The organism is Sphingomonas sp. LH128, assembly GCF_000293195.2.
Lineage (GTDB): Bacteria > Pseudomonadota > Alphaproteobacteria > Sphingomonadales > Sphingomonadaceae > Novosphingobium > Novosphingobium resinovorum_A.
On record NZ_ALVC01000443.1, the window covers coordinates 1 to 24,210 of the forward strand.

The window sequence follows — 24,210 nt, forward strand, 5'->3', positions numbered from 1 at the left end:
GTCACGCCGAGCCGGGCACAAGTTGTGCAAAGGATCGTTGATGCTTCGGCGAAGCAGGGACGAGACCGGCGAATGCAAGAAGCGAGTTTTGCCTCACGGTCGGAAAACCGGGCACTTTTGGTCTCGGCGATCCATCTTGCCGCCAGCGGCGATGCGGCCGGATTGCGCAATGTCTATGACCTCACCTCCGCCAAGTTGTTCGGTATTTGCCTTCGCATCTGCGCGGACCGGGAAGCGGCGGAGGATGTGCTACAGGATGTCTACGTGAAGGTCTGGAGACGGGCTGCGTCGTTCGACGCCTCTCGGGCCAGTCCCGTAAGTTGGCTCGCCGCGATCGCGCGCAACGCCGCTGTCGACTGGCGCCGGGCCGAACATCGCCATGACGCCATCCCCGATGAAGCGATGGCCGAAATCGCGGACGATGCGCCGCTCGCCGACACGCTGATGGAAGGGGATGAGGAGAGACGCAGGCTACTCGTCTGCCTCGAAGGCCTTCCCAGCGAGCAGTCCGGCGCCATCCGCAGCGCGTTCCTTCAGGGCCTTACCTACCAGCAGTTGGCGGACCGCAGCGATACGCCGCTCGGCACGGTCAAGAGCTGGATCCGGCGCGGCATGCTCAGGCTTAAAGATTGCCTGGGCCATGGTTGACGCAGCTGAGGAACAGGATCGCGGTGCTCTCGCCGCTGAACTCGCGCTGGGGCTGCTGGAAGGAGCCGAGCGAGCGCAGGCCTTGCGCTTGTGCCTATCCGATCCGGTCTTTGCACGGGAGGTGGAAGGATGGACCACAAGGCTGTCGCCCTTGCTCGATGCTCTCCCGCCCGTCCTGCCTTCGTCCCGGGTCTGGCATACGGTAGCGGCGCGCATCGGAGCCGCCCCGGAGGCGCCAAGCCCGAACCGACTGCATGCCTGGCGAGCGGGTGCGCTGATGTCTGGAGCCATCGCGGCAGCGCTCGCCCTATTCGTTGTACTGCGCCCGGTCGAGCCGACTGCACGCATGCCAATGGCGGTCTCGCAGTTAAAGGGGACCAATGAGGCGCAAGTTCTCGCCATCAGCTACGACCCGCACAATGGCATCCTGCAGGTCGGCTCGCAGGCGGAGCCCGGCGACGGCAAGCACGCCGAGCTATGGGTCATCCCGCAGGACGGCGTCCCGCGCTCGCTGGGAATGATGGCGCACCAAGGAGGCGCCATTCCCGTCGATCCCGCAATGCGCCCGCTTATTGCTGCGGGAGCGACGCTGGCCGTTACCATGGAAGATCCCGCCACCGCGCCCCATGCCGCGCCGAGCAGCCTGCCGGTGATGACAGGAAAAATCTCGATGATCTGATTTCTCCTGCATCCGGACCAGCGTGCGCTCCGTATCTTCGGGGCATTCCATCCAAAGGAGTGCGCGAAAGAGGATCCCTGACATGCAAGCAGTAACCCGCAAGTTCGCCTCCGGCCTGGCCGCCGCCCTGTTGCTCAGCGGCGGCGTAGCCATTGCGGCCAAGAACCCGATGGTGGGCGGTGCCGCGATGTATTCGACCAAGGACATCGTCGACAACGCCGTCAACTCCAGGGACCACACCACCCTCGTCGCCGCGGTTAAGGCTGCTGGGCTCGTCGATACGTTGAAGGGTCCCGGTCCGTTCACCGTCTTCGCGCCCACCAACGCCGCTTTCGCCAAGCTGCCCAAGGGCACCGTGGATTCGCTGCTCAAGCCTGAAAACAAGGCGACGCTCACGAAAGTGCTGACCTACCATGTTGTCGCGGGCCGCATGACCGCCGCCGAAATCGCCGCCAATGCCAAGGCCCATGGCGGCAAGGCGACGCTGACGACGGTAGAGGGCGAGAAGCTGACCGCCTGGAAGGACAAGACCGGAGCCTGGTGGCTGACCGACGCCAAGGGCGGCAAGGCGAAGATCACCATCGCCAACGTCATGCAGTCGAACGGTGTCATCCACGTGGTCGACACCGTGCTGATGCCCTGACCCAGATATGAAAGAGGCATGGGGTGTTTGGGCCGTTGGCCCGCATCCCCATGCCTGGCCTGTATACTTCCAAGCAACAGGATTTTCGAGGTCATGACTTCGAGCTTTTTTCCCTGGACCGCCGCGACTTCACGTCGGCGATGATCGTTGCAGGCGCGATTGCACTGACGGGTAGACCAGCTGTCGCCGCTCCGGCCGCAAGTCTTCGCCTGCCAGACGCGGAATGGCGCCGACGACTATCCCCTCAGGCCTATGCGGTGCTGCGACAGGGAAGTACCGAGCGCCCCTATTCGAGCCCGTTCCTCAAGGAACACCGCAAGGGTCGCTTTCTTTGCGCGGGCTGCGACCTGCCCTTGTTTTCGTCCACTACCAAGTTCGATAGCGGAACGGGGTGGCCCAGTTTCTGGAACCATTTCCCGAGCGCCCTGAAGATCGTTGCCGATCGCTCCATGGGCATGGTTCGCAGGGAGGTGCGTTGCGCCCGCTGCGACGGGCACCTCGGCCACGTCTTCGACGACGGCCCCCCCCCCAACCGGCCTACGTTACTGCATGAATGGTGCTGCGCTGGCATTCCGGCCCGCCTGACGCGCGCCACCGGGATGCTCAGGTGCGCGGCCGGAAAGGCCAGGTCGTGACGCTTGTCGCCCATAACGGCCACAAGATAAGCACCGGCTGTAAGGCAAGGCGTGGTAAGTGGTAGGCCAGTCCCAGTCCGTGGCCCGGCTTCGCAAGGTCGAGCAGCATGTGATGGACATTCGCCGGCCAGACGCACAGGGCGTAAGCGGCGAGCCCCCACGCCGCAGCAGCGCGAAGCCGAGGCTTCCAAGGCTGTCCGATTCCCGCGGCACCGGCGATCTCGGCAAGACCGGTCAGCATGACGACTAAGGCAGGCGCAGGAACCCAATCCGGGACGATGGCGACGAATGGTGCCGGGATGATCAAATGTAGCGTGCCAGCTACGGCATAGAGTATCGCCAGCACTGCACAGGAAGATCTACGGACTCTCATGCGTGCAGGATCGTACAAGCCACGCAATTAGTCATGAGTGACATTGTCCCGACGTCTCATCGGATAGCTGCGTGGCAGCCGCTCCCGCACCCGACGCATTTCGGACCCTCAGCGCCGGATTTCGACGCCTAGGTCCGGACCGGCTGCTATCCCGGCAGGTTTCGACCAGACCTGGCAATTCCTTGCCCCGCGTCAGAATGGCCGCTCTTGTGCCTAAAGTTGCGCAAGACTCTGATTTTGATCCTGCGCGTGCCTGGCGACCAGCTTGGCCGCGGGAGAAGTCTGCGAGGTTCCTGTCTGGTAAAGGCGATAGTTCATCCGTCAGCTGCGAATATGGCCTCAAGGCGCTCGATGAGACCTGCCCTGCGCTCGGCGGGAAGCTTGGCAAGGTTCTGCTGCCTCCACCTTACGGCGGGCAGATCGGCGGCTCGGGGCAGGCCAAGCAGATCCCAATCCGGCTCACCGCGCTTAAAGCCAAGCAGGAACCGGCGATGCTCGGCGGGCATGTCCGTGACCATGAGCCGCACCAGCCTTTCGCGCGCCTCGATCAGCTCACCCAGCGGCACAGGCTCCTGGGTCATGCCCTCGAACCCGCGCGCAAACTCCTCCTCGAGATCTTTTCGCGTTGGCGCAAGGATGTCCGCCATCGGCCGGTTGTGGCTCAGGATGTAGACGACGAACGCTCGGCGAAGCTCGTCACTGATACCTTCGTTGACCAGCAAATCCCGCACATCGAAGAGGTCACGTGGATGCTGGCGGTCGAGTGCGGCGACGATTTTGCCTGCATAGAGATCGGCGAACGAGACCACGGCGATCCGCGCATAACCGAATGTGTCTTCCACGACCGCCGAGACGTCCGTTTCGACAGGCTCGTAGACGGCCCCGCGCAGCACCGGTGTCACCTCGATCTTGATCTGCGTGGTGCCATCGCAAACGACCAGCCTTGTGACGATGCCTTCCTTCTGGAGCCGACTTCGCGCCACATGGACCCCGGGGATGGCAGTTTCGATCCGTTGCGCGATCCTTTCCATGTCGGCGTCAATGGCGGCCAGCGAAACCTCGCGGTCCGCCACGGGGAGGTCGGTCAGGTCGATATCGACTGACAGGCGCGGCATGTCTCTCACGAACAAATTGATCGCGGTGCCCCCCTGAGGGCGAAGTCGGGTTCGGCAGCCACGAAAGGGATCGTGCGCAGCAGCAGCGCTACCTGATTGTGGTAGTCTTCAAGAAAGGCCATCGAGCTCTTCCGGAACAGTGATGAGGTAAGTGGGATCCAGCTTGCCGCCTTTCACGAGCACGCGCTTGCCGGTACCAAGGTCCACGGCCGAGCGGTCCAGCCGCTCAAGCCAGGCATGGCGATGGCGGTCGGCGAAGTAGAAGAACAGTCGCTTCACCTTGATGCTGGTGCAGGATGCCAGCTGGACCTGCAGGCTGCGGGGACTGAGGTTCGCCAGGCCCTCCATCAGCATGTCGACCTGGTGGAAGGTTTCGCGGCCCGGCAGCTCGTCGAGAAGCTGGAACAGGGCCCGTTCGGCGCTGGCGAGGCGCAGGCCCCATTTGGCGGTTCCGTCACTGATCAGAAAACCGTCCGGCAGGACGGGAAGCGGCTCACCGCTCGTACCGCTCTGTGCGTCATCGGATTGCGTGACGACCGGATCATCAGGAAACAGCCGCCGGCTGTTGTGCCAGACAAACTCCACCTCGAGGGGCAAGGCGGCAAGCCAGCCGGGTGGCCTTTGCGCGCCATAGAGATGAACCTCCCTGCGCCGCCCCAGGTAGTGGCCATACCCCAGTTCCTCCAGCGCGCTTCGCCCGCCCACGGTCAGGTCGCTCTCGAGGAAGGTCTGGAGGGATATGATGGCCTCGCGCCAGCCGATCGGGCTGTTTCCGCGGCGATATACGCGCGGAGCCGGCTGATTGAGCCATCCCGCCTTGACGTACTGGCTGCGAAGCGAGGAGGAGTAGCCGCGACGCTCCAGCCAGGCCGCATCGACAAGTGCGCCATCCGGAAGTTGCTGGAGCCGGTTCAGCTTTCCTCGATTTTCGGTAGCCATACTAAGCATTATACCGATAATTCAAACCAAAGAGAAGTTTGAAAATCTCTGTAAAACCGTAGCATGACTTAGCATAGTGACACGACTTCAAACCTGGAGTTCGAAAGCAGTGCGCCTTTGCTGGTACCACCAGCAGCTATGCAGCGATAACGACCAGCAATCCTTTCTAGGCTTCGGGGCCAGCCTGATCCGTGACGAACCACCGCGACGGATGTCAGACCTCGTTTCTGAATGCAGAGTTTCCAGATGGTCCAGGTGAAGTGCGATCATGAGGGCAACACTTGGCAGATCACAGAGGCGTGGAACAAGAATGAATACGGCCGGTGATGCCGTACTTCGCCGACGAGCAGTTGGTGAGCGAATCCGCCCCTGCCGGGACGTGGGCTGAGCCAATCCGCTTGATGGGACGCACCGGCTTTTCGGCGAGTGCGCCGTCCAAATAGGAAGGTTCCGTCCGCCGAAGACCCACCGTGCGGCGGCCCATGCCGACCGCGAAGACGACCCTGAACCCGGCATACGGTCAGTTCAAAATCTGCTTGCCAAAAGAGCTGCGATTAGACGCCCCCATCAGCTTTTTTCAGGGCAAATGCTCCGAAGCGGACCGAGGAAAATGCCCCAACACTTGTCCTCCAAAGCTGACTTCCATGACATCGCCAACGTCAGATTCTGTATTTCACGCTCTCGATACCGGACCGAGGACAAGGCCCCCATCCTCAACACATGGCAGCGGAAGATCTCTCATCGGCCTCAGATCTTCGGCACCTCGACCTTCGGCGCACGGTGCCTTAACAGCCGACCGGGCATCTCGCCCGTTGCCTGATCGTGTTCCCGCGTGATCGTGCCGTTTACCATCGTCAAGCGATAACCGCGCACATCCTGCAGCAGGCGGCTTGCGCCCTGCGGCAGGTCATCGACAATAGTTGGTTTACCCAATGCGAGGTTCCCGAAGTCGATTACGTTGATGTCCGCCCGCATTCCCGGCTCCAGCGTGCCGCGATCGAGGATGCCGATCGACCGCGCGGTGTCATGCGTCATCATCCGCACCACCTGTTCGCGCGGGATGACCGCCCCGCGTGATCGATCGCGCGCCCAGTGGGTCAGCATAAAGCTGTTCATCGAACCATCGCAGATCGTCATGACGTGAGCTCCGGCATCAGAAGCGCCAAGCACGGTTGCAGGATGCTCGATCATGGGCTTCAGCTTCTCCAGCCCGCCACCGACATAGTTGTTGATCGCCAGCAGCAGGCGCGGGTGGCGGCTGGTCTGGAGCATCATGTCGTAGACGTAGGATTGCGGGGTGGTCGCTGTCGCAGCCGCTAGGCCGACCACGTTAACGCTGTCGTCCGGCTCGTAATCGGCCGTCTCGCCTAGATCGAAGCAACTGCCCCAGTGCTGGTTGAGGAATGCGCCGAAGCTGCCGTCAGGATCCGTCTCGCGCAGGATGCGCGCCTTGACCTGCGGGTCTGCAAGTGCGGCCAGCCATTCGTCACGCGGGAGACTGGCCTTCACCTGGCGGAAAGCCGGTCGTTCCATGAACGGATGCGTGCCGTAGAAGCTGAGCAGCGCGCCGATGCTGCGCCCGCTCACCTGCCCGAATACGCGCGAGCGGCCGCCGGTGTTGATGCGGGTCGCCCAGTCCAGCTGTTCCTGCCAGTAATCGGGGTCAAGGTTGGGCTGCAGCAACAGCATGTGCACGTCGACGCCGGTTTCGGTCACGATGTCGTCAAACAACGCCATTTCGCTGCGGATGCCTTGCGGATCCTCGCCAACGACGCCGGCAGGCGCGAATTCCATGACGCCACGGTGCCGCGCAACTACGCGGGCAAGCGCCACCAGTTCCTCGCGGTCGACCTCGAAATCGGGGGTCATGTCACCGTGAACAGTGCGATGGACTGAAGTTCGCGAACTGGATACGCCAAATGCGCCGGCCCGCATGGCTTCATCAACGAGGCCAGCCATCCGCTCGATCTCGTCGACATCGGCCTTGCGGCCGGAGCCAACCTTGTCGCCAAGAACGAAAAGGCGCAGCGGTCCGTGCGGGAGATAGCATCCCACGTCGAAGCTGCGCGGCTTGGAATCCAGCACGTCGAGATATTCGGGGAAGCTGGACCAGTTCCACTCCAGCCCGGCGTGAAGTGCGCCGCCGGGGATTTCCTCCACCCCATCCATCAGATCGATCAGTCGCCCTTCGTCTCCCCGGGCGACCGGCGCGAAACCGACGCCGCAGTTACCGAGGATCGCAGTTGTGACGCCCGAACTGAACGAAGGGTCGAGCAGCATGTCCCATGTCGCCTGCCCATCGTAATGCGTGTGAATGTCGACCCAACCGGGCGTGACCAGCAGGCCCGAAGCATCAATGCTGCGATGGGCCGGGCCCGACAGATCGCCCACGGCGACGATGCGCCCGTCGGCGATGCCGACATCCCCCGTGAAGCGCGGCCGTCCCGTACCATCGACGATCTCGCCCCCCTTGATGAGCAGATCGAGCATCCGTGTCTCTCCCGATTATGTCGGGATGTTACGTCGCAACGCCAGCCTTGCGCCCTATGTAAAAGGATAGCCGAAGCGGTCCAATGGGCGCAGCTGATCGTTCATGTGAAGCTGTCAAGAAATGGGGATTGTCGGAGCCCCGAGCGGGTCTTCTACCACTGTCACAATGATTGGAGCGGCTTCCTTCGCCGGCATGATCTTTTCAAGCGCGATCGAGAGTTCTGCCTGCCGAAACGGCTTGCTCAATCGCGGCAGGTCCGATGCAAGGCCGATCGCGTCCGAATACCCCGAGACGATGAGGACCGGCAGCGACGGCCGGATGGCGAGAGCCGCGCGCACCAGTTCGACCCCCGTCATGTGGGGCATGAGATGGTCGCTGATCATGACACAGATGCGAGCATCGGATTTGATGAGCGCAAGCGCTTCGTGACCTGAAGCCGCTTCCAGAACCTCGAACCCGAGATCGACCAGCATGTCGGCCGTGCTCGCGCGTACGAGCGGTTCATCGTCCACGACGAGAGCCACCCCGGAACCGTGCATCTCGTGGTTCGATGAAGCGGTGATCGCCGTCTGCCTCGCACCGGTGGCCGGGAACCATAGCGCAATGGACGTACCCGATCCCGGCTCGCTTTCTATCGTGAGCGCACCGCCAAGTTGCCGGGCCAGTCCATGCGCCATCGAGAGCCCTAAGCCCGTCCCCTGTCCGATCCCCTTTGTCGAGAAGAAAGGTTCGATCGAACGCAACTGGGTGTCGGCATCCATCCCGAGGCCCGTATCCGAAACGCTTACCACGACGTAGTCGCCAGGCTCGATGCCGGGTGCTGCCAAGTGATCGGTGCGTTGCAAATGAGCGGAGATGACGAGTGAACCGCCGTCAGGCATCGCGTCGCGGGCGTTTACCGACAGGTTCAGCAGAGCCATTTCGACCTGATGCGGATCAGCGACCGCCATCGGCAACTCGGCTGCGAGATCAAGTCGAAGCTCGACTTGCGGCCCGACGGTGGTGCCGATGAGCTCCGACATCCCGATGACCAGGGCAGCCATGTCCACAGGCTCTGGATGCAGCGGCTGACGCCGCGCAAAAGCAAGAAGTCGCTGGACCAGGACGCGCGCCCTGTCGGCCGACTGCAAGGCACCGCTGATGAGGCGCTGCTCCCTTTCACTGCCAACCTGACGCCTGTGCAGCAGGTCGAGGCTGCCAATAATCGGCGTGAGCAGATTGTTGAAGTCATGCGCGACGCCGCCGGTAAGCTGGCCCATCGCTTCCAGTTTCTGCGACTGCCTTAGCGCGTCTTGCGTACGCACGAGTTCGCGCGTGCGCTCCTCGACAAGATGTTCAAGCGTCGCGGCAGAGGTCCTCAGAGCCTCTTCCATCCTCTTGCGCTCGGTGATGTCGATGGAGACACCGGACAAGCCGATTGGAGTGCCTTCATGGCGAAACGAGGGCTGTCCACGCACCCCGATCCAGCGAATGTCACCATCCGGCGCCAGCACCCGGTACTCGACATCGTACTCGCAACGCGTCGTCAGGCTCGCGGCAATGGCGGCATTGACCCACTCTCGGTCATCCGGATGGATCGCCGATTGCAGGTCCTCGTAGGTGAATGGCAGCGCCGGATCGCGTCCGAAGTTCTTTCGGCAGGCTGCGGATGCATCGAGCGTGCCCGACGCCACGTCAAACGACCACAGGCCCATGCGCCCTGCCGCCAGCATGGTGGCCTTGAGGCGTGCATCTTCTCGATTGAGGTCGAGCAACCTTGCATTTTCCACAGCGATCGCCGCAAGCCGCCCCAGGCTTTCCAGTCGGGCAATGCTTCCCTCGGGCGGGGGGCCCGTGGTGGACCAGTAGGCGCCCAGCGCAGCGACAGGGTCGGGGCGACCGATCCGCACCATAGCAAGACTGCGAACAAACGTAGGTTCATAAGCGGTCTGTGGAATGCGCGGATCCGCTCGTACATCGCTGACGATCACGGTCTCGACATGCTGCATGGACCAGCCGGAAATGCACTGGTCGGCAGGAAATCTGCGTCCACTCCACAACGGGGCGATGGCGTCTTCGGCAACGTACGAGCATTGGTCGCCGTCCTTGAGCACGACTGCGATCCCATCGGCGCCGATTGCGCCGCGCGCCGTATCACGCAGTACCTCTACGACCGCTGGCATCGACCTTGCCGAGGCCAGGCGTTCGCTGGCTTCTACGAGGAACGACTGCGATGCGTTCGATTCCAGCCAGGATGCGCGATTTTGGGTCATGGAAACCTTTCAGCCCATGCCCTTAGCATGGCAGTACGGTCATGACGATCCGGAATGAACGAGCAAGGTCTGGCATGGTACGGCCTTTATCGGCGCGAGAATTCCGAGCCCGGCAGCTACTCTCTTTTCCCATTCAGCATGGCCTGCGCCTCGCGTGCGGCATCTCCCAGGCGACGCGCCCACGATTTCTGGCCGGCAAGATTGCTGATCAGGTCCTGGCGCACTTCGATCTCGGCATACGCAATGCCGTGGGAGAAGGCGTGGCGAGGGACGGTATAATCGGTATCGTCCATCGCATAAGGTACGTTGTCTCCCGCGGTAATGTCGCATTGGTCGGCACCCGCTGAGCTGGCGGTGGACCTACCAGCTCACCGGGCTTCGCCTGCGGCGGCTCGGGGGCCGATGGCCGTGCTTTCAGAATTCCTCCAGGCCGGTGACCTGAAGTGTCCTTCTACACTTCGGTAATGATCTCCCCGATCCGCGCGCCCGGCGTTTCTACCGCAAAAGTTTGGTCGGAAACTTTTCGGCGAGCGGCGTTGCGACACAAGCGAACCCCTCGACTGCCGGTCTCAAACGGCCATCTGCTGCAAGGTGACCTGTGAGCAACGCTCACCTGCCTCGTCTTTCAACCAGCACAGTCTATACCGGAAAGCGGTCCTTTACGGGTTTGCCTGCCTGAGCGGCGCTGGTTGTTCATCGTCCGGCAGCAGCTCCTGCAGGCGATCATAGACCACCTCGGCACTGAAGGGCTTGTTTATGAAGATGGCCCCCTCGGGTAGGTCATCCTCGGTTGGCTGGACCATCCCGGAGGCAACGAGAATATGAACGCCCGGCCAGGCAGCGGCGCACACTCTGGCAAGTTCGAAGCCGTCGCGCTGGCTCGGCGGCATCTGGACATCGGTGAAGAGCAAGCTGATTTTGCCGCCATTGGCGTCCAGGATTTGCGCCGCCTGCTCCACGCCGCTCGCCTCGAATACTTGAAATCCGGCATTCTCGAGAATCTCGGCCGAGTTCATCCGCACCAGAGGATCATCATCCGCGATAAGGGCAAAAGGTCTGCAATCGTCCGGCATGTCTGCTCCAGATGTTTTGAGCAGCAACGTCGAGAGCCTCGGAATTGATCCAGCATGCCAGCGGGCTCACGCTGAATTTCGCGCTGCGATCATAGGCACCGCGCCATTGGCACTTGGCGGGAACCGCCAGCATTCAGGTTTGTTGAACGGTAGTTTTTCGGCGTAGCGGCCTTACTGATTGGGGATAATGTGGCTGACGCGGAATTTCATGTCGACCTGACGAACTGCGACCGGGAGCCGATTCACCTCTTGGGAGCGATCCAACCAGTCGGATTCCTCATTGCGGTCAGCACCGACTGGATCATCGCGCGCGTCTCGGCAAATCTTGGCGAGTTCCTGCCGTTCGATGCCCAGGCGGCCATCGGAACGCCGCTGACTCAACTCCTTCCGCCCAAGCTCGTCCATGACTTGCGCAACAGGGTCGCCTATCTGATTTCCCCAGACACGGTCGAACGCATGTTCGGGTGCCAGATCAGCGAGAACGGCCCTCCCTTCGACATCGCGATTCACAATTCGGGCGGCCAGATCATAATCGAAGCCGAGCCGGGCGCTCACAGCAATGGCGATGCATCGGGCGCGGTCCGCTCGATGATGACAAGACTCGATAACCAGCCGGACCTGCCGGCCTTCTACAAGGAAGGTGCCCGCCAAATTCGCGCGCTGCTCGGCTATGACCGGGTCATGGTCTACAAGTTTGCACCCGACGGTGCGGGCGAGGTTGTCGCCGAAGCCTGCAAGTCGGGCATTGGCTCCTTCAGAGGGCTGCATTACCCGGCGAGCGATATTCCCCGCCAGGCCCGAGCCCTCTACAAGCGCAACCTCATCCGGGTCATCCGGGATGTAAGCTGCGTGCCCGTCGCAATTGTGCCCGCGCTCGACGAGCACCGCAAGCCACTCGATCTTTCGCTTTCCGTGCTGCGCTCTGTTTCGCCAATTCATATCGAATACCTCAAGAACATGGGCGTCGAGGCATCTCTTTCGATATCCATTCTGGTCGATGGCGAGCTGTGGGGCTTGTTCGCCTGCCATCACTATTCCCCGCGCGCGCCTACCTTCGAGCGCCGTTCGGTCAGCGAACTCTTCGCTCAGATGTTCTCGATGCGGCTCGAGAGCCGCGAGCGGCGCGAACTCGTCGAGTACGAGCGCCGCGCGCGCGATATCTCGGACCAGCTTCTGGGTGCCGTCGCGTCAGATGAAACCCTGCTCAACGACCCAGATTGGCTTGCCGACATCCTGACCAGCGCGATCCCGGCCGATGGCGTCGGGGTGTGGGTAAACGGCAGCTATGCTTTCTCCGGTGTGACGCCCCCGACCGATGACTTCCGCCGCATTGTCCGGGCCCTGAACGGGACAGCGGCAGGCAAGGTGTTTGCGACGGACCACATCGGATCGTTAGTCGACAAGGCCGCCGCATTCGCTCCCCAAGCTTCGGGGCTGCTTGCCATTCCGATTTCCCGCTCGCCGCGCGACTATGTCGTGCTGTTCCGCTCGGAGATGCGGGAATCGGTACGCTGGGCCGGCGACCCGCACAAGCCCATCGCCTACGGTCCCAATGGCTCACGCCTGACGCCGCGCGAAAGCTTTGCCGAGTGGCGTGAGAACGTGGAGGGTCGCTCGCGGCCGTTTACGTCGTCCGAAATGCGGGTGGCAGAAACACTGCGGGCAACGCTCATCGAAGTCGTCCTGCGTCTGGCGGACGAGGCTGCGGCGCAGCGGCATCAAGCCAATGCACGCCAGGAGCTGCTGATCGCGGAACTGAACCACCGTGTTCGGAACATCCTTGGCGTCATTCGCGGCCTGATCCGCCAATCGCAGCCCGACGAGGATGCAGTGCGCGATTTCGTGAAGGTGGTCGATGGACGCATCCATGCGCTGGCCCGCGCGCACAATCAGATCACGGACGATCACTGGGGACCCGCTCCATTGCAGGCGCTCATCGATGCGGAGGCTGCGGCATTTGCCGCCGACAAGGAAACATCGATCTTCTCAGACGGCCCGCCGCTGCTGCTCAATCCGCAAGCCTACTCAACGATGGCGCTCGTCATCCACGAACTGGTCACGAACTCGACAAAGTACGGCAGCTTGTCGGGCGACGGCGAAGTACGCATCGCCTGGGATCGCAATGATGCCAATGACCTCGTCCTCACCTGGCAAGAAGCAGGCGGCCCGCCGGTAACGCCGCCTACACGCAAGGGTTTTGGTACCACGATCGTCGATCGTTCGGTGCCATATGACCTGGGGGGCTCCTCTGAAATCCATTACGACCCTGCGGGCGTACGGGCAAGGTTCCGCATTCCGGCGCGCCACGTGTCCGTGCCGCGCAATCATCAGGGGCCGTACGTGAAGCTTCCGGCACCCCCGCATCACGCACAGAATGCGCCGCCGGCGGACCTGCTGTCCGGACGGTCGGTAATGCTCGTCGAGGACAGCCTGATCATCGCCCTCGATGCGGAAGATATCCTGACCCGGCTTGGTGCCGAACTCACCGCGGTATCGACGGTTGAAGCCGCCCATGACGCGCTCGATGGCTACGTCCCGGACTTTGCAGTCCTCGACATCAACCTTGGTGACCAGACGAGCTTCCCGGTCGCGGACCGGTTGCTGGAAATGGGCGTGCCGTTCTTCTTCGCGTCGGGTTACGGGGAGCAGGCGAAGCTTCCCGATGAGCACAGGGCGAGGATGGTGGTTCAAAAGCCCTACACCGCCCATAATCTCGCGCGAGCGGCCGAGGAACTGCTCGGCCTGGAACCTATCAGTTGACCGTTTGCCAGGCGCGCGCATGGCGCTCCGCCACAAACGTCGATCTGTCAGGTGCGGCAGATAAGCGTCAAGAAACCATGCATTTCAGTTTGCCAGTTCGATAGGCAATCGCGCTGGCTAGCCGGGCCATCATAAGTTTTCACCGCTCGATGATCTCCCTGATTTTCGTCGCCAGCAAATCCGCTGAGAATGGCTTGGTCAGCATCTCCATGCCGGCAGGCAGGAAACCTGATCGGGCCGAGGCTGCCTGCGTATAACCCGTGATGAAAAGCACCCTGAGGTCGGGCCTGGTCTCGCGTGCGATTTCCGCGAGCTGACGACCATTTAGGCCGGGCAATCCCACATCCGTCACCAGCAGATCGATCCGTTCGGTCGATTGCAGGACGGGAATGGCCGCTTGGGCATCAGCGGCCTCAATCGCCTCGTAGCCCAATTCCTGAAGCACTTCCGTGATGATGAGGCGAACCGATGGATCATCTTCGACCACCATCACGGTTTCCCCCAGGCCCTGGGCGAGCTGCGGTGTGCCCTGTTCAGCCGCTTCCACGGCGCCAGAGGCACGGGGCATGAAGAGTTTCACCGTCGTTCCGACGCCCGGCTCGCTGTAAATGCGCACATGTCCGCCAGCCTGGCGGGCGAACCCGTAGATCATCGAAAGCCCGAGGCCCGTGCCCTGTCCCACGGGTTTCGTCGTGAAGAACGGTTCGAAGACTTTGTCGAGCGTCGAAGCGTCCATGCCGGTGCCGGTATCACTGACGCTCAGGACCACGTACTCGCCAGGCACAAGGTCTGGGTAATCGCGGGTGTAGAACTGATCGAGCTCGATGTTATCGGTCTCGACGATGAGCCTGCCACCGCCCGGCATCGCATCCCTGGCGTTGATGCACAAGTTGAGCAGCGCGCTCTCAAGCTGGTTGATATCGGTCGCCGCTGTCCACAAGCTGGCCCCTAGATGGGTTTCCAGGACCGTCTGCTCGCCAAGCGTACGGTCCAGAAGTTCGCTCATGCCGGTTACAAGGGCATTGACGTCAGTGGTCCGCAAATCAAGGGACTGGCGCCGGCCGAATGCCAGCAGACGGGCGGTAAGAGCGGCAGCCCGTTGCGCGGACGCGTTACCGGCCGCAATGTAGCGATCCACACGGTCCAGTCGTCCGGCCGCGATGTTGCGTTGAACAAGATCGAGGCTGCCGATGATGCCGGTAAGCATATTGTTGAAGTCGTGCGCAATCCCGCCCGTCAATTGGCCTATGGCCTCGATCTTCTGGCTGTGGCGCAAGGCTTCCTTTGCTGCCTCGAGCTCCGCCTCCTGTGCCCTGGCATCGGTCAGATCGCGGCCTACCGCCACGAAGTTGATGCCATCCGGTTCGGGGGCGGCCGTCCATTCGATGCTTCGCCAGATGCCGTCCTGCGTCGCGATACGATTTTCGAAGCGTGCAGGCTCGCGCGACTGCGCCATTCTGGCAATGGCGTCGAGCGAATGCGTCACATCATCGGGATGCATTATGCTGGCATAGCCGCGCGTGAGAAGCTCATTCTCGCTCCAGCCCAATACCCGGGTCCAGGCAGGATTGATCGCCGACATCATGCCCGCAAAATCGGCACGCGCGAGAAGGTCCTGCGAGAGGTCCCACAATCGGTCGCGTTCGGCGCGGACTCGCTCGATTGCCGCCTTTACTCGTACGCCCACTTCCTGAACGAGGGTTTCCTCCGCCTCACTCCAGACCCTGGGCGAGGCATTCTGCACAGCAAGCAGGCCGACCCACTGTTCTTCCTCGAACAGAACAACGTCGATGAAAGCGCCAACTTCCCTGGCCGTCAGCCCGGCCCGGGCGGGCGCGCTCAGACGCTCGTCGCCGGGAACGTCGCGTACCACGACCGGAGCGCCGCTGCGGTAGGCGGCCAGCAGATCGGGTCCGAACGAAGCGAGCGAATGAACACCGGCAATGGAACCGACGCTCCGCGCATAATCGCGCTCCACCGTCATCATGCCGCCGCTGGTGATCTCGGCGTAGAACACCCGGCTGGCGTCGAGCAGTTCGCCAATGCGCAGGGCGGCTAGATTGGTGATCTCGGCCGGTGTTTTCAGCGCACGAAGATCATCTGACAGCGAAAGGAGAAAGGCACTGCGACGCTGCGCCTCCACGCGCCGGGTGGTCTCTGTAAGGATGCAGATGACACCCTCCGGCACGCCAGAGGCGCCAAGAATCGGAGAGTAGTCTAGGTCCATCCAGACCCGTTCCAAGGATCCGCTGCGCAGCAGGGTCATTTCCTGATCGCGGTAGCGCAGGCACTCGCCCGTGAGGACCGCTTTCAGGACGGCATCGTTGAACTCCGCGATTTCCGGCCAGCTCTCCCGCACATTGGAGCCAAAGCTATCAGGGTGGCGCCCGCCTGCGAAATACGAATAGGCATCGTTGTAGAGCATGACGCCCGCCGCACCCCACAATATGGCCATGGGGACCCGCGAGCACAGAACGATGGACAGGGCGCTGGTCAGGCATTGCGGCCATCGCTCTATCGGGCCAAGGGGTGTCGCTGACCAGTCCTTGCGAACAATTAGATCGGCGCATTTGCTGCTGCCCGCGGGAAAGGGAAGATCGCCTGCAACGAGATGGTCATCTACGATCGGCACGGTGGACATGTTGCAAGACCCTGGAAGCCGCACTCCACTGCCGATATGGCAAGGGCTCGCGAGCCTCATTATCGAGCTGCCATAGCCGAACCGCTGCGTGCAAGGAAATCTCTATTCCAGCAGATGACACCCCAGCGGCAAGCGCCGGGATCGAGCTAATGGTGACTGACTAAAGCGGCGTTCTGCAGGCAGAATCGCTCGACTGCCGCCGGTTGTGCAAGCGATCGAGTTTCGCAGTGACTTCACGTTTTGGTCTGCTGAACGGGCAGTCGCAGCCCGGACGTTTCGACAGCGACGCGTTCAGGAAGACTGCATCAACCGAATGCTGTAATTACTACCGATTAACGCCCGAAGAAAGCGTGATGGCTATCCGAAGCAGACTGTCGCGAATGTTCCATGCGCACCTCCGCGAATGCGCGCTGAAAGTCACCTGAAATGACAAACAATCGCAATGAGCAGCTCCCAGGCCGCCATTCGGATAAGTCCCATCTATCTCCGGCTAAGCGGGTTGATCGCTTCGCGTCATACATCCTCGATGCAGTGCCAATACCCTCTCAACCCGCAGCCGCTTCCCGATCGAAGATCCCCAGGGACTGGCTGATTTTTTTGGAACGTCTCGCGTCGAGCGCAGTCATGGAAGAGCGGCCTTCAGCTGAAATCCTGGCCCGCAAACCGACTATCAGTTTTTCTGCTCGAGCGTCTTTGCTTGCCGCGCGAGCGCGTCCGCCTTGGTTCGTGCCTGATCGCGCAGAGCCTCTGCTTCTTGCTCAAGCTTCTCGGCTTCAGCATCAGCTTGCGCACGAATGGCTTTGCCTCGATCCTTAAGGGCAGCAGCCTCGGAATCGCGCGCCTTGACGGCTGCTCGGTCTACGCGGTCCGCAGCTTCACCCGCGCGTTCGGCAGGACCGTTCCCATCATATGATACGCCCGCGGCCTTTGCGGCCGCTTCGTCCTTGGCGGCACCCGCTCTCTCTTTGGGGCCATCGCAAGCCGCGATCATGCATGCCAGAGCAGCGGCTGCCGTTAGGGTCGTTGTCATCTTCATGCACCATTAACTTTCGACCGGCGGGGTCGTTCCTGCTGCGCGATTGTTCCTTACCATCTGCAAGCAGATCCGGAGGCTATGCACGAAGTTTTGATTGCATTGTCGTTTCAATTAATATGCCGCCAAGCGACCAGGCCAAGTAGTCACCGCAGGGCGTGACAATCTTCGTAAGACGCAACGCAGATCGATGCATTTGCGCGCTCTCTTTGATGACCGGGCGATGCCGCTCCACGTGCCGCGGATCCGACGATCAGATCGGAACTTAAATGCGTCGCTGTGCGCTTAGTGTGTGCGGCAGTCTGTCGAACTGACTGCACGAGGAGATTATCATGAGCATTGAAGGCAAAGCCAAGGAAGCCGCCGGCTACGTGAAGGAGGAACTTAACGAGCATGGCAAGTCGCCCGAGAGCCAGAAGAAGGCTCAGGAGGGGCGGGATCTTCGCAACGAAGGCCGGGTCGAAGACGGCAAGGCACCGAAGACTTCGGAGCCGGGAACCGGCAAGAAGTAAATCGATTGACCCCGCTTCGGCGGGGTTTTTCAAAGCTGATGTCATATTACATCTTTAATCAACCAGCGCGTCGGCAATTTCTTTGCGGGTCGGGTCACGCAGTTTTATCAGACTCCTGCCATCCCATTCGACAAGACCGGATTGCGCGAAGGCGCTGAGCCACCCGTCCATCGGCCATGTTCCCCATTTATCGTGAAACGTGCGTGCGTTGCGCAAAATATCGTTGAAATGCCGAAGCGGGGGCTCGAAAACATCGTGATGCTGATGAAAGGCGCCGGGTCCGCCCATGAATAACAGTGGGACGTGTGCCGCCTTCGCCCTAAATCCAAAATCGGTGTCCTCGGCGCCGTAACCGGTGAAAGCCTCGTCGAACCCGCCAAGGCCGGCGTAGCGTTCGCGGCGAATACCAAACACAAGGGACCAGAACAGACCGGCATTCTCGACCCGGCGCAGCCCTGATGCCGGAAAACGGCGTGCCGGATGTCCCGATGAGCGTGCAAGCAGGTCGGCCTCTCCCCAGTCTGATCGCGCGTCATCCTGCCCCAGGTAACGAACCTGCGCACAGACCAGTCCATCCTCGCTATCGAGCACGTCCGTCATGGCCGCGATCAGGCCGCGCATCGGAATGCAATCCACGTCGAGAAACAGCAAGGTGTCGCCCTTTGCCGCGCGCGCCGCCGCGTTGCGCGCTGCTGCGAGAGGAAGGCCCTCGCAGTCCAGCCGTTCGATCCGGCAAGGGAACGGGGTTTCCTCGACGGAGACCGGCACTGTGCTGCCCATATCCACCACGATGAGTTCACGGGGCGCCGCGTCGCTGCGGCGCAGCCCTTCGACAAGCTGGGCCAGATGTCCGGCACGATTGCGTACTATCGTCAATACGCTGGTACTCATGGCGTCCTGCGCCATACATCAAGTCGATACTCGTCGCGGCGTTCGGCACGTTCGATCCGCACACACCCCGTCAGGGCATCCTGCAGCTTGTCGACTGCCTCGTCCCCGCTTTGGGGATAATCAGTTTCGCCCAGCCAGTGGACCAGGATGATGACCCCGCCAGGGAGCAGATGGTCTGCGACCCATGCAGCGGCCGTCCTGATATCCGTATCGTTCCAGTAATAGACGACTTCCGACAGGACGATGAGATCGAAGTCAGCCTCGGGCGCCTGCGCAGGGAACTGCATGTTGGCAAACATCACGTGCTTATAGAAAGCACACCGCTTTCGTGCCGCGCGAAGCGCCGTCCCGCTGACGTCGATTGCCAGCAGGGACTGAACGGCTGGAGCAAGCAGGCAGGTCAGCATTCCCCTTGCGCAGCCAACTTCAAAGGCATGGCGATATTCGCCGCTGCCCAGCATACGCACGGTATGGTCATGCTTGGCTTTTTCATAGGCACTCGTTTCAAGATTCCACGGATCTTCCGTGCCCTGGAACATGCTTTCGAAATACTCCGGCGTCAGGCTGGTGAAATGCCGCCTCATATGCCCCTCTCCACGAACAGGGTGTCGCGCGCGGCCATGCGCTGCATGGCTTTCGGCAATCGAAAGCCATGCCCATGGGATGCGGTCAGTTGACTGCGATGCGCCTGCAGCGCGTATCGACGCAGGCCGGGCGACATCGCGTCGGAGCGGATTGCGCGGTATCGACGCGGTTCGGGCCTGTCGGCCCAGACGCAATATTCAGCCACGACGATGCGCCGCTTTGCCCGGCCCTTCACCGCGTAGGCGAGTTCAGCCGCCGCAGCGTGATCGCAGTGGGGTTCATGCCTGGCGGTAACCGCGATCGCATCGACCCGAAGCCGCACGCAAAACGATGCCAGGGTCATGACCGAACGATCGAATTTTGAACTGCCCGGAGCAGCGGGGGCCGCATCCTTCCAGCCCAGATGGAATGGGCGATACCGTCGACTGCCCGTCAGCCGCGATAGCGCGCCGGCGCCCTCGCGCCTTCGGACGCAGATCAGTCGCTGCGCGCCCCCCGCCGCCGCTGCGTGCGAGCCCGAACCGTCAGTGAGATAGACGAGGGCCGCGAAGTGCCCGGCCGCTTCTGCCTGCGCGATAAGAGCGCCGGCTCCAAGCGTTTCATCGTCAGCATGCGGCGCCAGCACCAGCCAGCGCAGCGACCGCCAGGGACGATCAGCAAGGCTGGCCGTCACCACAACACGTCCTGCTCGCCCCAGGCGTCGTGATCGAGCCACGTCAAAGCCGCCTGATCGCGGGCATAGTCGGGCCCGGCCTGACGCAGGTAAAGCGACAAGTCGCGGGTGATCTTGTCGATACGCTGGCCGTCCATGGCACTTCGCGTTCCAACGATTCGTGCGGCCAGCTCCATGACATCCAGCCCTGCGCGCTCGACAACGCCGCGCGTCAGGCGCGCGAAGGCGGGCCCATCTACGTCGTCACTCGCGGCGCGCATCGCGCACTCGCGGACCCATAGATAAGCGGTACGCGCGGCGACGACGCAATCGGCAAACTTGGCGCGTTGCAAGGGATCAGAACGAGCTGCGTCCGACATGGTCTGCCGGATCTCGGTCAGCAGCGCCTCGATGCCGCCAAGCTGCACGGCGGCGAAGCGCCAGGCTCCGGTCGTGAAGCGCGGCTCGCAATCGTAGTCGCCGGGACGGCCAAGCAAGTCGGCATCCTTTAATCGTAATCCCGTAAGGTCATATATCCCGCTATTGGTCGCTCGCATGCCGCGCACGCGCCAGCCGGAGAGGTCGGCACGATCCGCTTCGTCGCCTTCCACGACGACCATTCGCCGGCCTCCCTCGGGCAGCCTCGCGGTGATGATCGCATGCGCGAGCCCACCTGCGCCGCTCGCGAAGCTCTTTACCCCCTCCAGACTCATCTGATCGCCGTCTGCCAGTTCGATCGAGACACCCGGTGCCGGTTCCGTGGCCCAAACGCCGTAAAAGCCTCCGGCATCGAGCACGCGCCCAAGCTGCCGGTTCTGCTCCGCCGATCCGTACCACTCGAATAGCAATAGCGCGTTCACATGCCCTTCGAGCAATCGCCCGACACTAAGGTCGGCCCGCCCGGCGATGCGAAGGACGTCCATAAGGATGCGATATCGCTCCCGCGTATCCGCGAAGACCGTGCCGCCGCTCGCGGCCGGCGCAAAGTGCCTATGCAGCCCCGCGGCCGCGAGACAGCGCATGCTTTCAAGAGGGAAGACCGGCGCGGCATCATACCGCGCGCCGAGATCGGCCAGCCGATCGGCGATCGCCCGCGCACATCCAACCGGATCCGCGGCGATGCCGGGTGACGAGTTTAAGCTGTTCATCGCCCCGGTGCCGCCAGCGAAAGGGAACGCGAGGCGTGCTGAGCCAGCCACTGCGCCGCCTTCTCGGCAGCCATCGGATCGCGCAAACGTCGCCTGCCTTCGCCGGACATGGACACGGCATCATCGAGAATACGCCCCCAGAAACATGCAGAGGGCCATTCCGGCAGCACGATCGCGGCGCCCAGCGCCTTAAGGCCATGGCCAGTGGCATGCTGCTCAGCGTAGGGACGATCCTCGGGTATGCACACGAAAGGCCGGTCGGCCGCCATCACCGCCCCGACCAGACCGTTGCCGCCTGCACCAATGACGACTGCAGCGCGCGCGATCTCGGCCTCTGGTGACGCGACCCATCCCGCAAATTCCAGATTGCCGGGTGGCTGCGGAGGCACCGCAGCGGGGCCGATCACGCGCCATCGCCAACCCGGTCACGCGCGGGCCGCCTTGGCAAGTTTGTCCCCATCACCTGTCGGTCCGCCCTGGCCGAAGACCACGAGGACAACCTTTTCCAGCGGTGCTGCCTCCGCCGGTGCCTGAGCTATGCCTGGCAGGTAAAGCGTCTTTGCCCGTACCCATTCGGGCGTCGCAGCGGATTCGCAGGCGGGGTGAAACGGGGCCAGCAGCCCCGATGCGGCGCGAAACGTCTCGAGGTGCGCCGGATCGTCCCTGTTTCCGCTAAGCCGTACGCAGATCGTCGGCACCGAGGCCAGCCGAGCCAGCATCGCCACTTCGGCAGAGACATCGATGACCATCATCGCAGGGCGCGCCTGGGCAATCCAGCCAGTGATGCGAGCGACGCGGCTGCGCACCCCCTCGTGATCGAGCGGAGCATAATGCAGCGCATCGGGGCGTGAGGAGGCGCCGTCAAAACCATCGAACAGTCCCGAAGCCGGCCGATCATCGGCAAGATCGATCCCGTCTTCGCCAAGGCCAGTGCCGAGCAGGACGATACGGCGTTCGCTGGCGGCAGCAATTGCCTGTGCGCGCGCGCGATGGCCTGCGCCATGATGGTGAACGTAATAGCCGATCGGGCGGTCGATCACCGTCCAATCTCCAGTTTCATGTCACGGCGCATGGGCGCAAGCAGCATCTCTTCCCGCGGTATCCGTGCATGTCCGTCTGGCAGCGACCGCATCCCGCGGCGCCAGAGCGCTCGTTCGCGCCACTGCTCGTAGCTTGGTGCGGCCGGGGCATCCTGCGTGGCCGCCAGTTCGAAAAGTTCCTGCATGGCGCGGGCCATCCCGCCTTCGGCCCGCCCGTTACGGCGCGGGGAGACGAAGGTGTAGACATTCGCGGGATGGGCTAGACGGCCACCGTGGGTAACGGCAGCGGCGACGAGGGCGCGATCTTCTCCGGTCGATAGCAGCGGTACCCCGCCGCACTCGCGATAAAGCTGCGCGCGGATCGCCAATGATGCGCCAGTATGATCGCCATGACGCGGCGGCGGGTTCCAGGGGAGGGGATCAACCTCGTCTTCGATGGCACGCACCGCGTTCCAGTACCTGTCCCAGGCATGGCGCAGGAGCGCAACTTCAGGTGGCAAAGGCTCAGCCCGGTCAATCTCGATGCGTCCGCCAACCAGATCCGCACCGCGGCCAAAGGCCGCAGCGATGTTTTCGAGCCAGCAGGCGGGCGGGCACGTATCGGCATCGGTGCTGACCAGAATGCCCTGCGCTGAACCTGCCAGAAGCGACAACCCAGTATCCATTGCCAGGCGGCGCGCAGATCCCGCATGGGCAAGGCCGGGCGGAAACGTCACGTCTTCGACATGGACATGCAATCGCCCCTTGAACGCGGCGCGGGCCTCGGCGACGACAGCGAAGCTCGCGTCGGTGGTGTTGTTGAGCGCGATGACCACCCGGATGACGCCTGGCAGCGTCTGCCGCGCAAGTGCCGCGAGCAGCACCGGAAGGCGCTCTTCCTCGTCGCGAGCCGGAACGCACACGCAAAAGTCGCACGCCGCAGCCAGCGGATTTGTCGGTTCGCCGTCAAGCATGTAAGAGCGGGACCTCGCAAAATTCGCTCTCAGCGTGCATCGCGATCCGGCGATTGTACAACGCTTCGTAGCTCTCGATCATTCGCCGGGCATCGCAGGTTTGTTCGGCACGTCTGCGACAATCGTAGCGGCTGAGCCGGATTGCTCCTCGCACCGCAGCCGCGAGCGATGCAACGTCATCGGGCGTTGCCAGTACGCCGCAGCTCTCGTCGAGAATTTCCGGAATTGCACCGCGGGCGAAGGCGGCGACCGGCACCCCGCATGCAAGCGCCTCGGCGACGACGAGGCCGTATGGTTCGTCCCAGGTGGGAGTGCACAGGAAGGCCCTTGCACCGCCGACGAAACGCGCCAGCGCCAGGTGATCCAGATGCCCGACATGAACGACGCGGTCGCCGAGATGCGGCTTGATCATGCCGTCGAAATACACCTGATCCAGGATCGGCCCGGCGACGCGCAGCCGCACCCCGATCGATCGCGCGGCTTCGATGGCGAAGTGCAGACCCTTTTCGGGGACAATCCGCCCGTACCAGACCAGATAGGGCTCAGGGTCGGGCTGCGGACTGAAACCGAATTTCTCAAGGTCGATCCCGTTCAGGATAACCTGATCGCTTGGGGCGACGTGATCCCACAAACGGGCGACAGAGCGCGAGACAGCGACGAAAGTGTGATTGGCCGCCGAGCACATGCGCACGCCGCTTTCCAGCCAGCAGAACGGCGGCGTGTGGAATGTCGTCACCATCGGCATCGGTAAAGTGTCCGCCAGCGACACCGGCAGGTAATGCAGGGAATTGTTGTGGATCACGTCGAAGTCGCGATGCCGCAGGGTGTTCATCAGCGTGAGATAAGCGTGATGCTCCTTGAAAAAGGCGACATCGTGCGCCTCCGCCGTTCCGACCTCGTCCAGTGCCGTCGCGTCGCACACGGCCTCCAGCCCGAGCGCTGCGTCGGACCGGGACGAGGCGAAGACTGTCACGGCGTGGCCGCGATCCCGCAATGCTCGGGCGAGGAGATGCGTGTGCATTTCCAGTCCGCCGGCAAACGGCTCGGCAATCGGGTACTTGAGATGTGAAATGATGCCGATACGCAAGGAGCCCGACCCGCCGGACGAAACGGGAAGCGGCATGACGTCGCCTCCTGGGTTTCGTGC

22 protein-coding genes and 1 pseudogene are annotated in these 24,210 nt (G+C 62.5%); 6 read left to right on the forward strand and 17 right to left on the reverse strand.

All coding sequences use genetic code 11. The annotated features are described in order from the left end of the window. The 4 genes and pseudogenes from LH128_RS27540 to msrB all read left to right on the forward strand — a co-directional run. On the forward strand, positions 1-648 hold a 648-nt coding region (locus LH128_RS27540), incomplete at its 5' end, for a sigma-70 family RNA polymerase sigma factor (RefSeq protein ID WP_327195286.1). Then, entirely contained in the window at positions 641-1,327 is a 687-nt protein-coding gene (locus tag LH128_RS27545; RefSeq protein WP_008832980.1) for an anti-sigma factor, read from the forward strand. The genes LH128_RS27540 and LH128_RS27545, both read left to right, overlap by 8 nt. An 82-nt stretch (positions 1,328-1,409) precedes the next feature. After that, positions 1,410-1,970, forward strand: a complete 561-nt coding sequence (locus LH128_RS27550) for a fasciclin domain-containing protein (RefSeq protein WP_008832981.1) — start codon at positions 1,410-1,412, stop codon at positions 1,968-1,970. A 140-nt stretch (positions 1,971-2,110) separates the two neighbouring features. After that, a pseudogene (msrB, locus tag LH128_RS27555) lies at positions 2,111-2,555 on the forward strand (peptide-methionine (R)-S-oxide reductase MsrB). 18 nt (positions 2,556-2,573) lie between these two features. Here msrB and LH128_RS27560 read toward each other — a convergent pair. The 7 genes from LH128_RS27560 to LH128_RS27585 form a co-directional block, all read right to left on the reverse strand. Next, positions 2,574-2,978 carry a DoxX family protein gene (locus tag LH128_RS27560; RefSeq protein WP_008832983.1) on the reverse strand — a complete coding sequence of 135 codons (405 nt, stop codon included), beginning with the start codon at positions 2,976-2,978 and terminating at the stop codon, positions 2,574-2,576. A 314-nt stretch (positions 2,979-3,292) separates the two neighbouring features. Beyond that, positions 3,293-4,093: a nucleotidyl transferase AbiEii/AbiGii toxin family protein gene (locus LH128_RS27565; RefSeq protein ID WP_008832984.1), complete on the reverse strand. Its 801-nt coding sequence runs from the start codon at positions 4,091-4,093 to the stop codon at positions 3,293-3,295. 108 nt (positions 4,094-4,201) lie between these two features. Then, positions 4,202-5,032 (reverse strand): type IV toxin-antitoxin system AbiEi family antitoxin domain-containing protein, encoded by an 831-nt coding sequence (locus tag LH128_RS27570; RefSeq protein WP_008832985.1) that lies wholly within the window; start codon positions 5,030-5,032, stop codon positions 4,202-4,204. A gap of 747 nt (positions 5,033-5,779) precedes the next feature. After that, on the reverse strand, positions 5,780-7,522 hold the full coding sequence (locus LH128_RS27575) for an N-acyl-D-amino-acid deacylase family protein (protein WP_008832986.1): 1,743 nt from the start codon (positions 7,520-7,522) through the stop codon (positions 5,780-5,782). 114 nt (positions 7,523-7,636) lie between these two features. Next, positions 7,637-9,775 (reverse strand): hybrid sensor histidine kinase/response regulator, encoded by a 2,139-nt coding sequence (locus tag LH128_RS27580; protein ID WP_008832987.1) that lies wholly within the window; start codon positions 9,773-9,775, stop codon positions 7,637-7,639. 116 nt (positions 9,776-9,891) lie between these two features. Beyond that, positions 9,892-10,068 (reverse strand): hypothetical protein, encoded by a 177-nt coding sequence (locus LH128_RS32840; protein WP_008832988.1) that lies wholly within the window; start codon positions 10,066-10,068, stop codon positions 9,892-9,894. A 366-nt stretch (positions 10,069-10,434) separates the two neighbouring features. Next, on the reverse strand, positions 10,435-10,848 hold the full coding sequence (locus LH128_RS27585; protein WP_008832989.1) for a response regulator: 414 nt from the start codon (positions 10,846-10,848) through the stop codon (positions 10,435-10,437). Between the two features lie 189 nt (positions 10,849-11,037). Here LH128_RS27585 and LH128_RS27590 point away from each other — a divergent pair, with 189 nt between their 5' ends. Further along, positions 11,038-13,608, forward strand: coding sequence for an HWE histidine kinase domain-containing protein (locus LH128_RS27590; RefSeq protein ID WP_008832990.1), 2,571 nt, complete (start codon positions 11,038-11,040; stop codon positions 13,606-13,608). A 139-nt stretch (positions 13,609-13,747) separates the two neighbouring features. On the opposite strand, the gene LH128_RS27595 is transcribed toward LH128_RS27590, so the two are convergent. Together LH128_RS27595 and LH128_RS32555 are read right to left on the reverse strand one after the other, a co-directional pair. Continuing rightward, the gene (locus tag LH128_RS27595; RefSeq protein WP_172705195.1) at positions 13,748-16,249 is read right to left on the reverse strand and encodes a GAF domain-containing hybrid sensor histidine kinase/response regulator; all 2,502 of its coding nucleotides are present in this window, start codon (positions 16,247-16,249) and stop codon (positions 13,748-13,750) included. A gap of 670 nt (positions 16,250-16,919) precedes the next feature. Continuing rightward, positions 16,920-17,285 (reverse strand): hypothetical protein, encoded by a 366-nt coding sequence (locus tag LH128_RS32555; protein WP_327195287.1) that lies wholly within the window; start codon positions 17,283-17,285, stop codon positions 16,920-16,922. Positions 17,286-17,614: 329 nt separating this feature from the next. Between LH128_RS32555 and LH128_RS27605 the strand changes: the two genes are divergently transcribed. Next, positions 17,615-17,794 carry a hypothetical protein gene (locus LH128_RS27605; RefSeq protein WP_008832993.1) on the forward strand — a complete coding sequence of 60 codons (180 nt, stop codon included), beginning with the start codon at positions 17,615-17,617 and terminating at the stop codon, positions 17,792-17,794. Between the two features lie 54 nt (positions 17,795-17,848). Here the strand turns inward: LH128_RS27605 and LH128_RS27610 are convergent, their stop codons facing one another. The 8 genes from LH128_RS27610 to LH128_RS27640 are packed head-to-tail and all read right to left on the reverse strand — an operon-like array spanning position 17,849 to position 24,186. Further along, the gene (locus LH128_RS27610) at positions 17,849-18,700 is read right to left on the reverse strand and encodes a glycosyltransferase family 2 protein (protein WP_008832994.1); all 852 of its coding nucleotides are present in this window, start codon (positions 18,698-18,700) and stop codon (positions 17,849-17,851) included. Beyond that, positions 18,682-19,269 carry a class I SAM-dependent DNA methyltransferase gene (locus tag LH128_RS27615; RefSeq protein ID WP_008832995.1) on the reverse strand — a complete coding sequence of 196 codons (588 nt, stop codon included), beginning with the start codon at positions 19,267-19,269 and terminating at the stop codon, positions 18,682-18,684. Before LH128_RS27615 ends, LH128_RS27610 begins: the two co-directional genes overlap by 19 nt. Continuing rightward, positions 19,266-19,943: a PIG-L deacetylase family protein gene (locus LH128_RS27620; protein ID WP_327195288.1), complete on the reverse strand. Its 678-nt coding sequence runs from the start codon at positions 19,941-19,943 to the stop codon at positions 19,266-19,268. Before LH128_RS27620 ends, LH128_RS27615 begins: the two co-directional genes overlap by 4 nt. Next, positions 19,940-21,070, reverse strand: a complete 1,131-nt coding sequence (locus LH128_RS27625; protein ID WP_051211596.1) for an acyl-CoA dehydrogenase family protein — start codon at positions 21,068-21,070, stop codon at positions 19,940-19,942. Before LH128_RS27625 ends, LH128_RS27620 begins: the two co-directional genes overlap by 4 nt. Beyond that, entirely contained in the window at positions 21,067-21,477 is a 411-nt protein-coding gene (locus LH128_RS34820; protein WP_327195289.1) for a hypothetical protein, read from the reverse strand. Before LH128_RS34820 ends, LH128_RS27625 begins: the two co-directional genes overlap by 4 nt. Positions 21,478-21,495: 18 nt before the next feature. After that, positions 21,496-22,110, reverse strand: a complete 615-nt coding sequence (locus tag LH128_RS34825) for a hypothetical protein (protein WP_327195290.1) — start codon at positions 22,108-22,110, stop codon at positions 21,496-21,498. Next, on the reverse strand, positions 22,107-23,063 hold the full coding sequence (locus tag LH128_RS27635; RefSeq protein WP_008832999.1) for a glycosyltransferase: 957 nt from the start codon (positions 23,061-23,063) through the stop codon (positions 22,107-22,109). Before LH128_RS27635 ends, LH128_RS34825 begins: the two co-directional genes overlap by 4 nt. Next, positions 23,056-24,186: a glycosyltransferase family 4 protein gene (locus LH128_RS27640; RefSeq protein WP_008833000.1), complete on the reverse strand. Its 1,131-nt coding sequence runs from the start codon at positions 24,184-24,186 to the stop codon at positions 23,056-23,058. The genes LH128_RS27635 and LH128_RS27640 overlap by 8 nt, the downstream gene beginning before the upstream one ends. Positions 24,187-24,210: the final 24 nt, after the last annotated feature.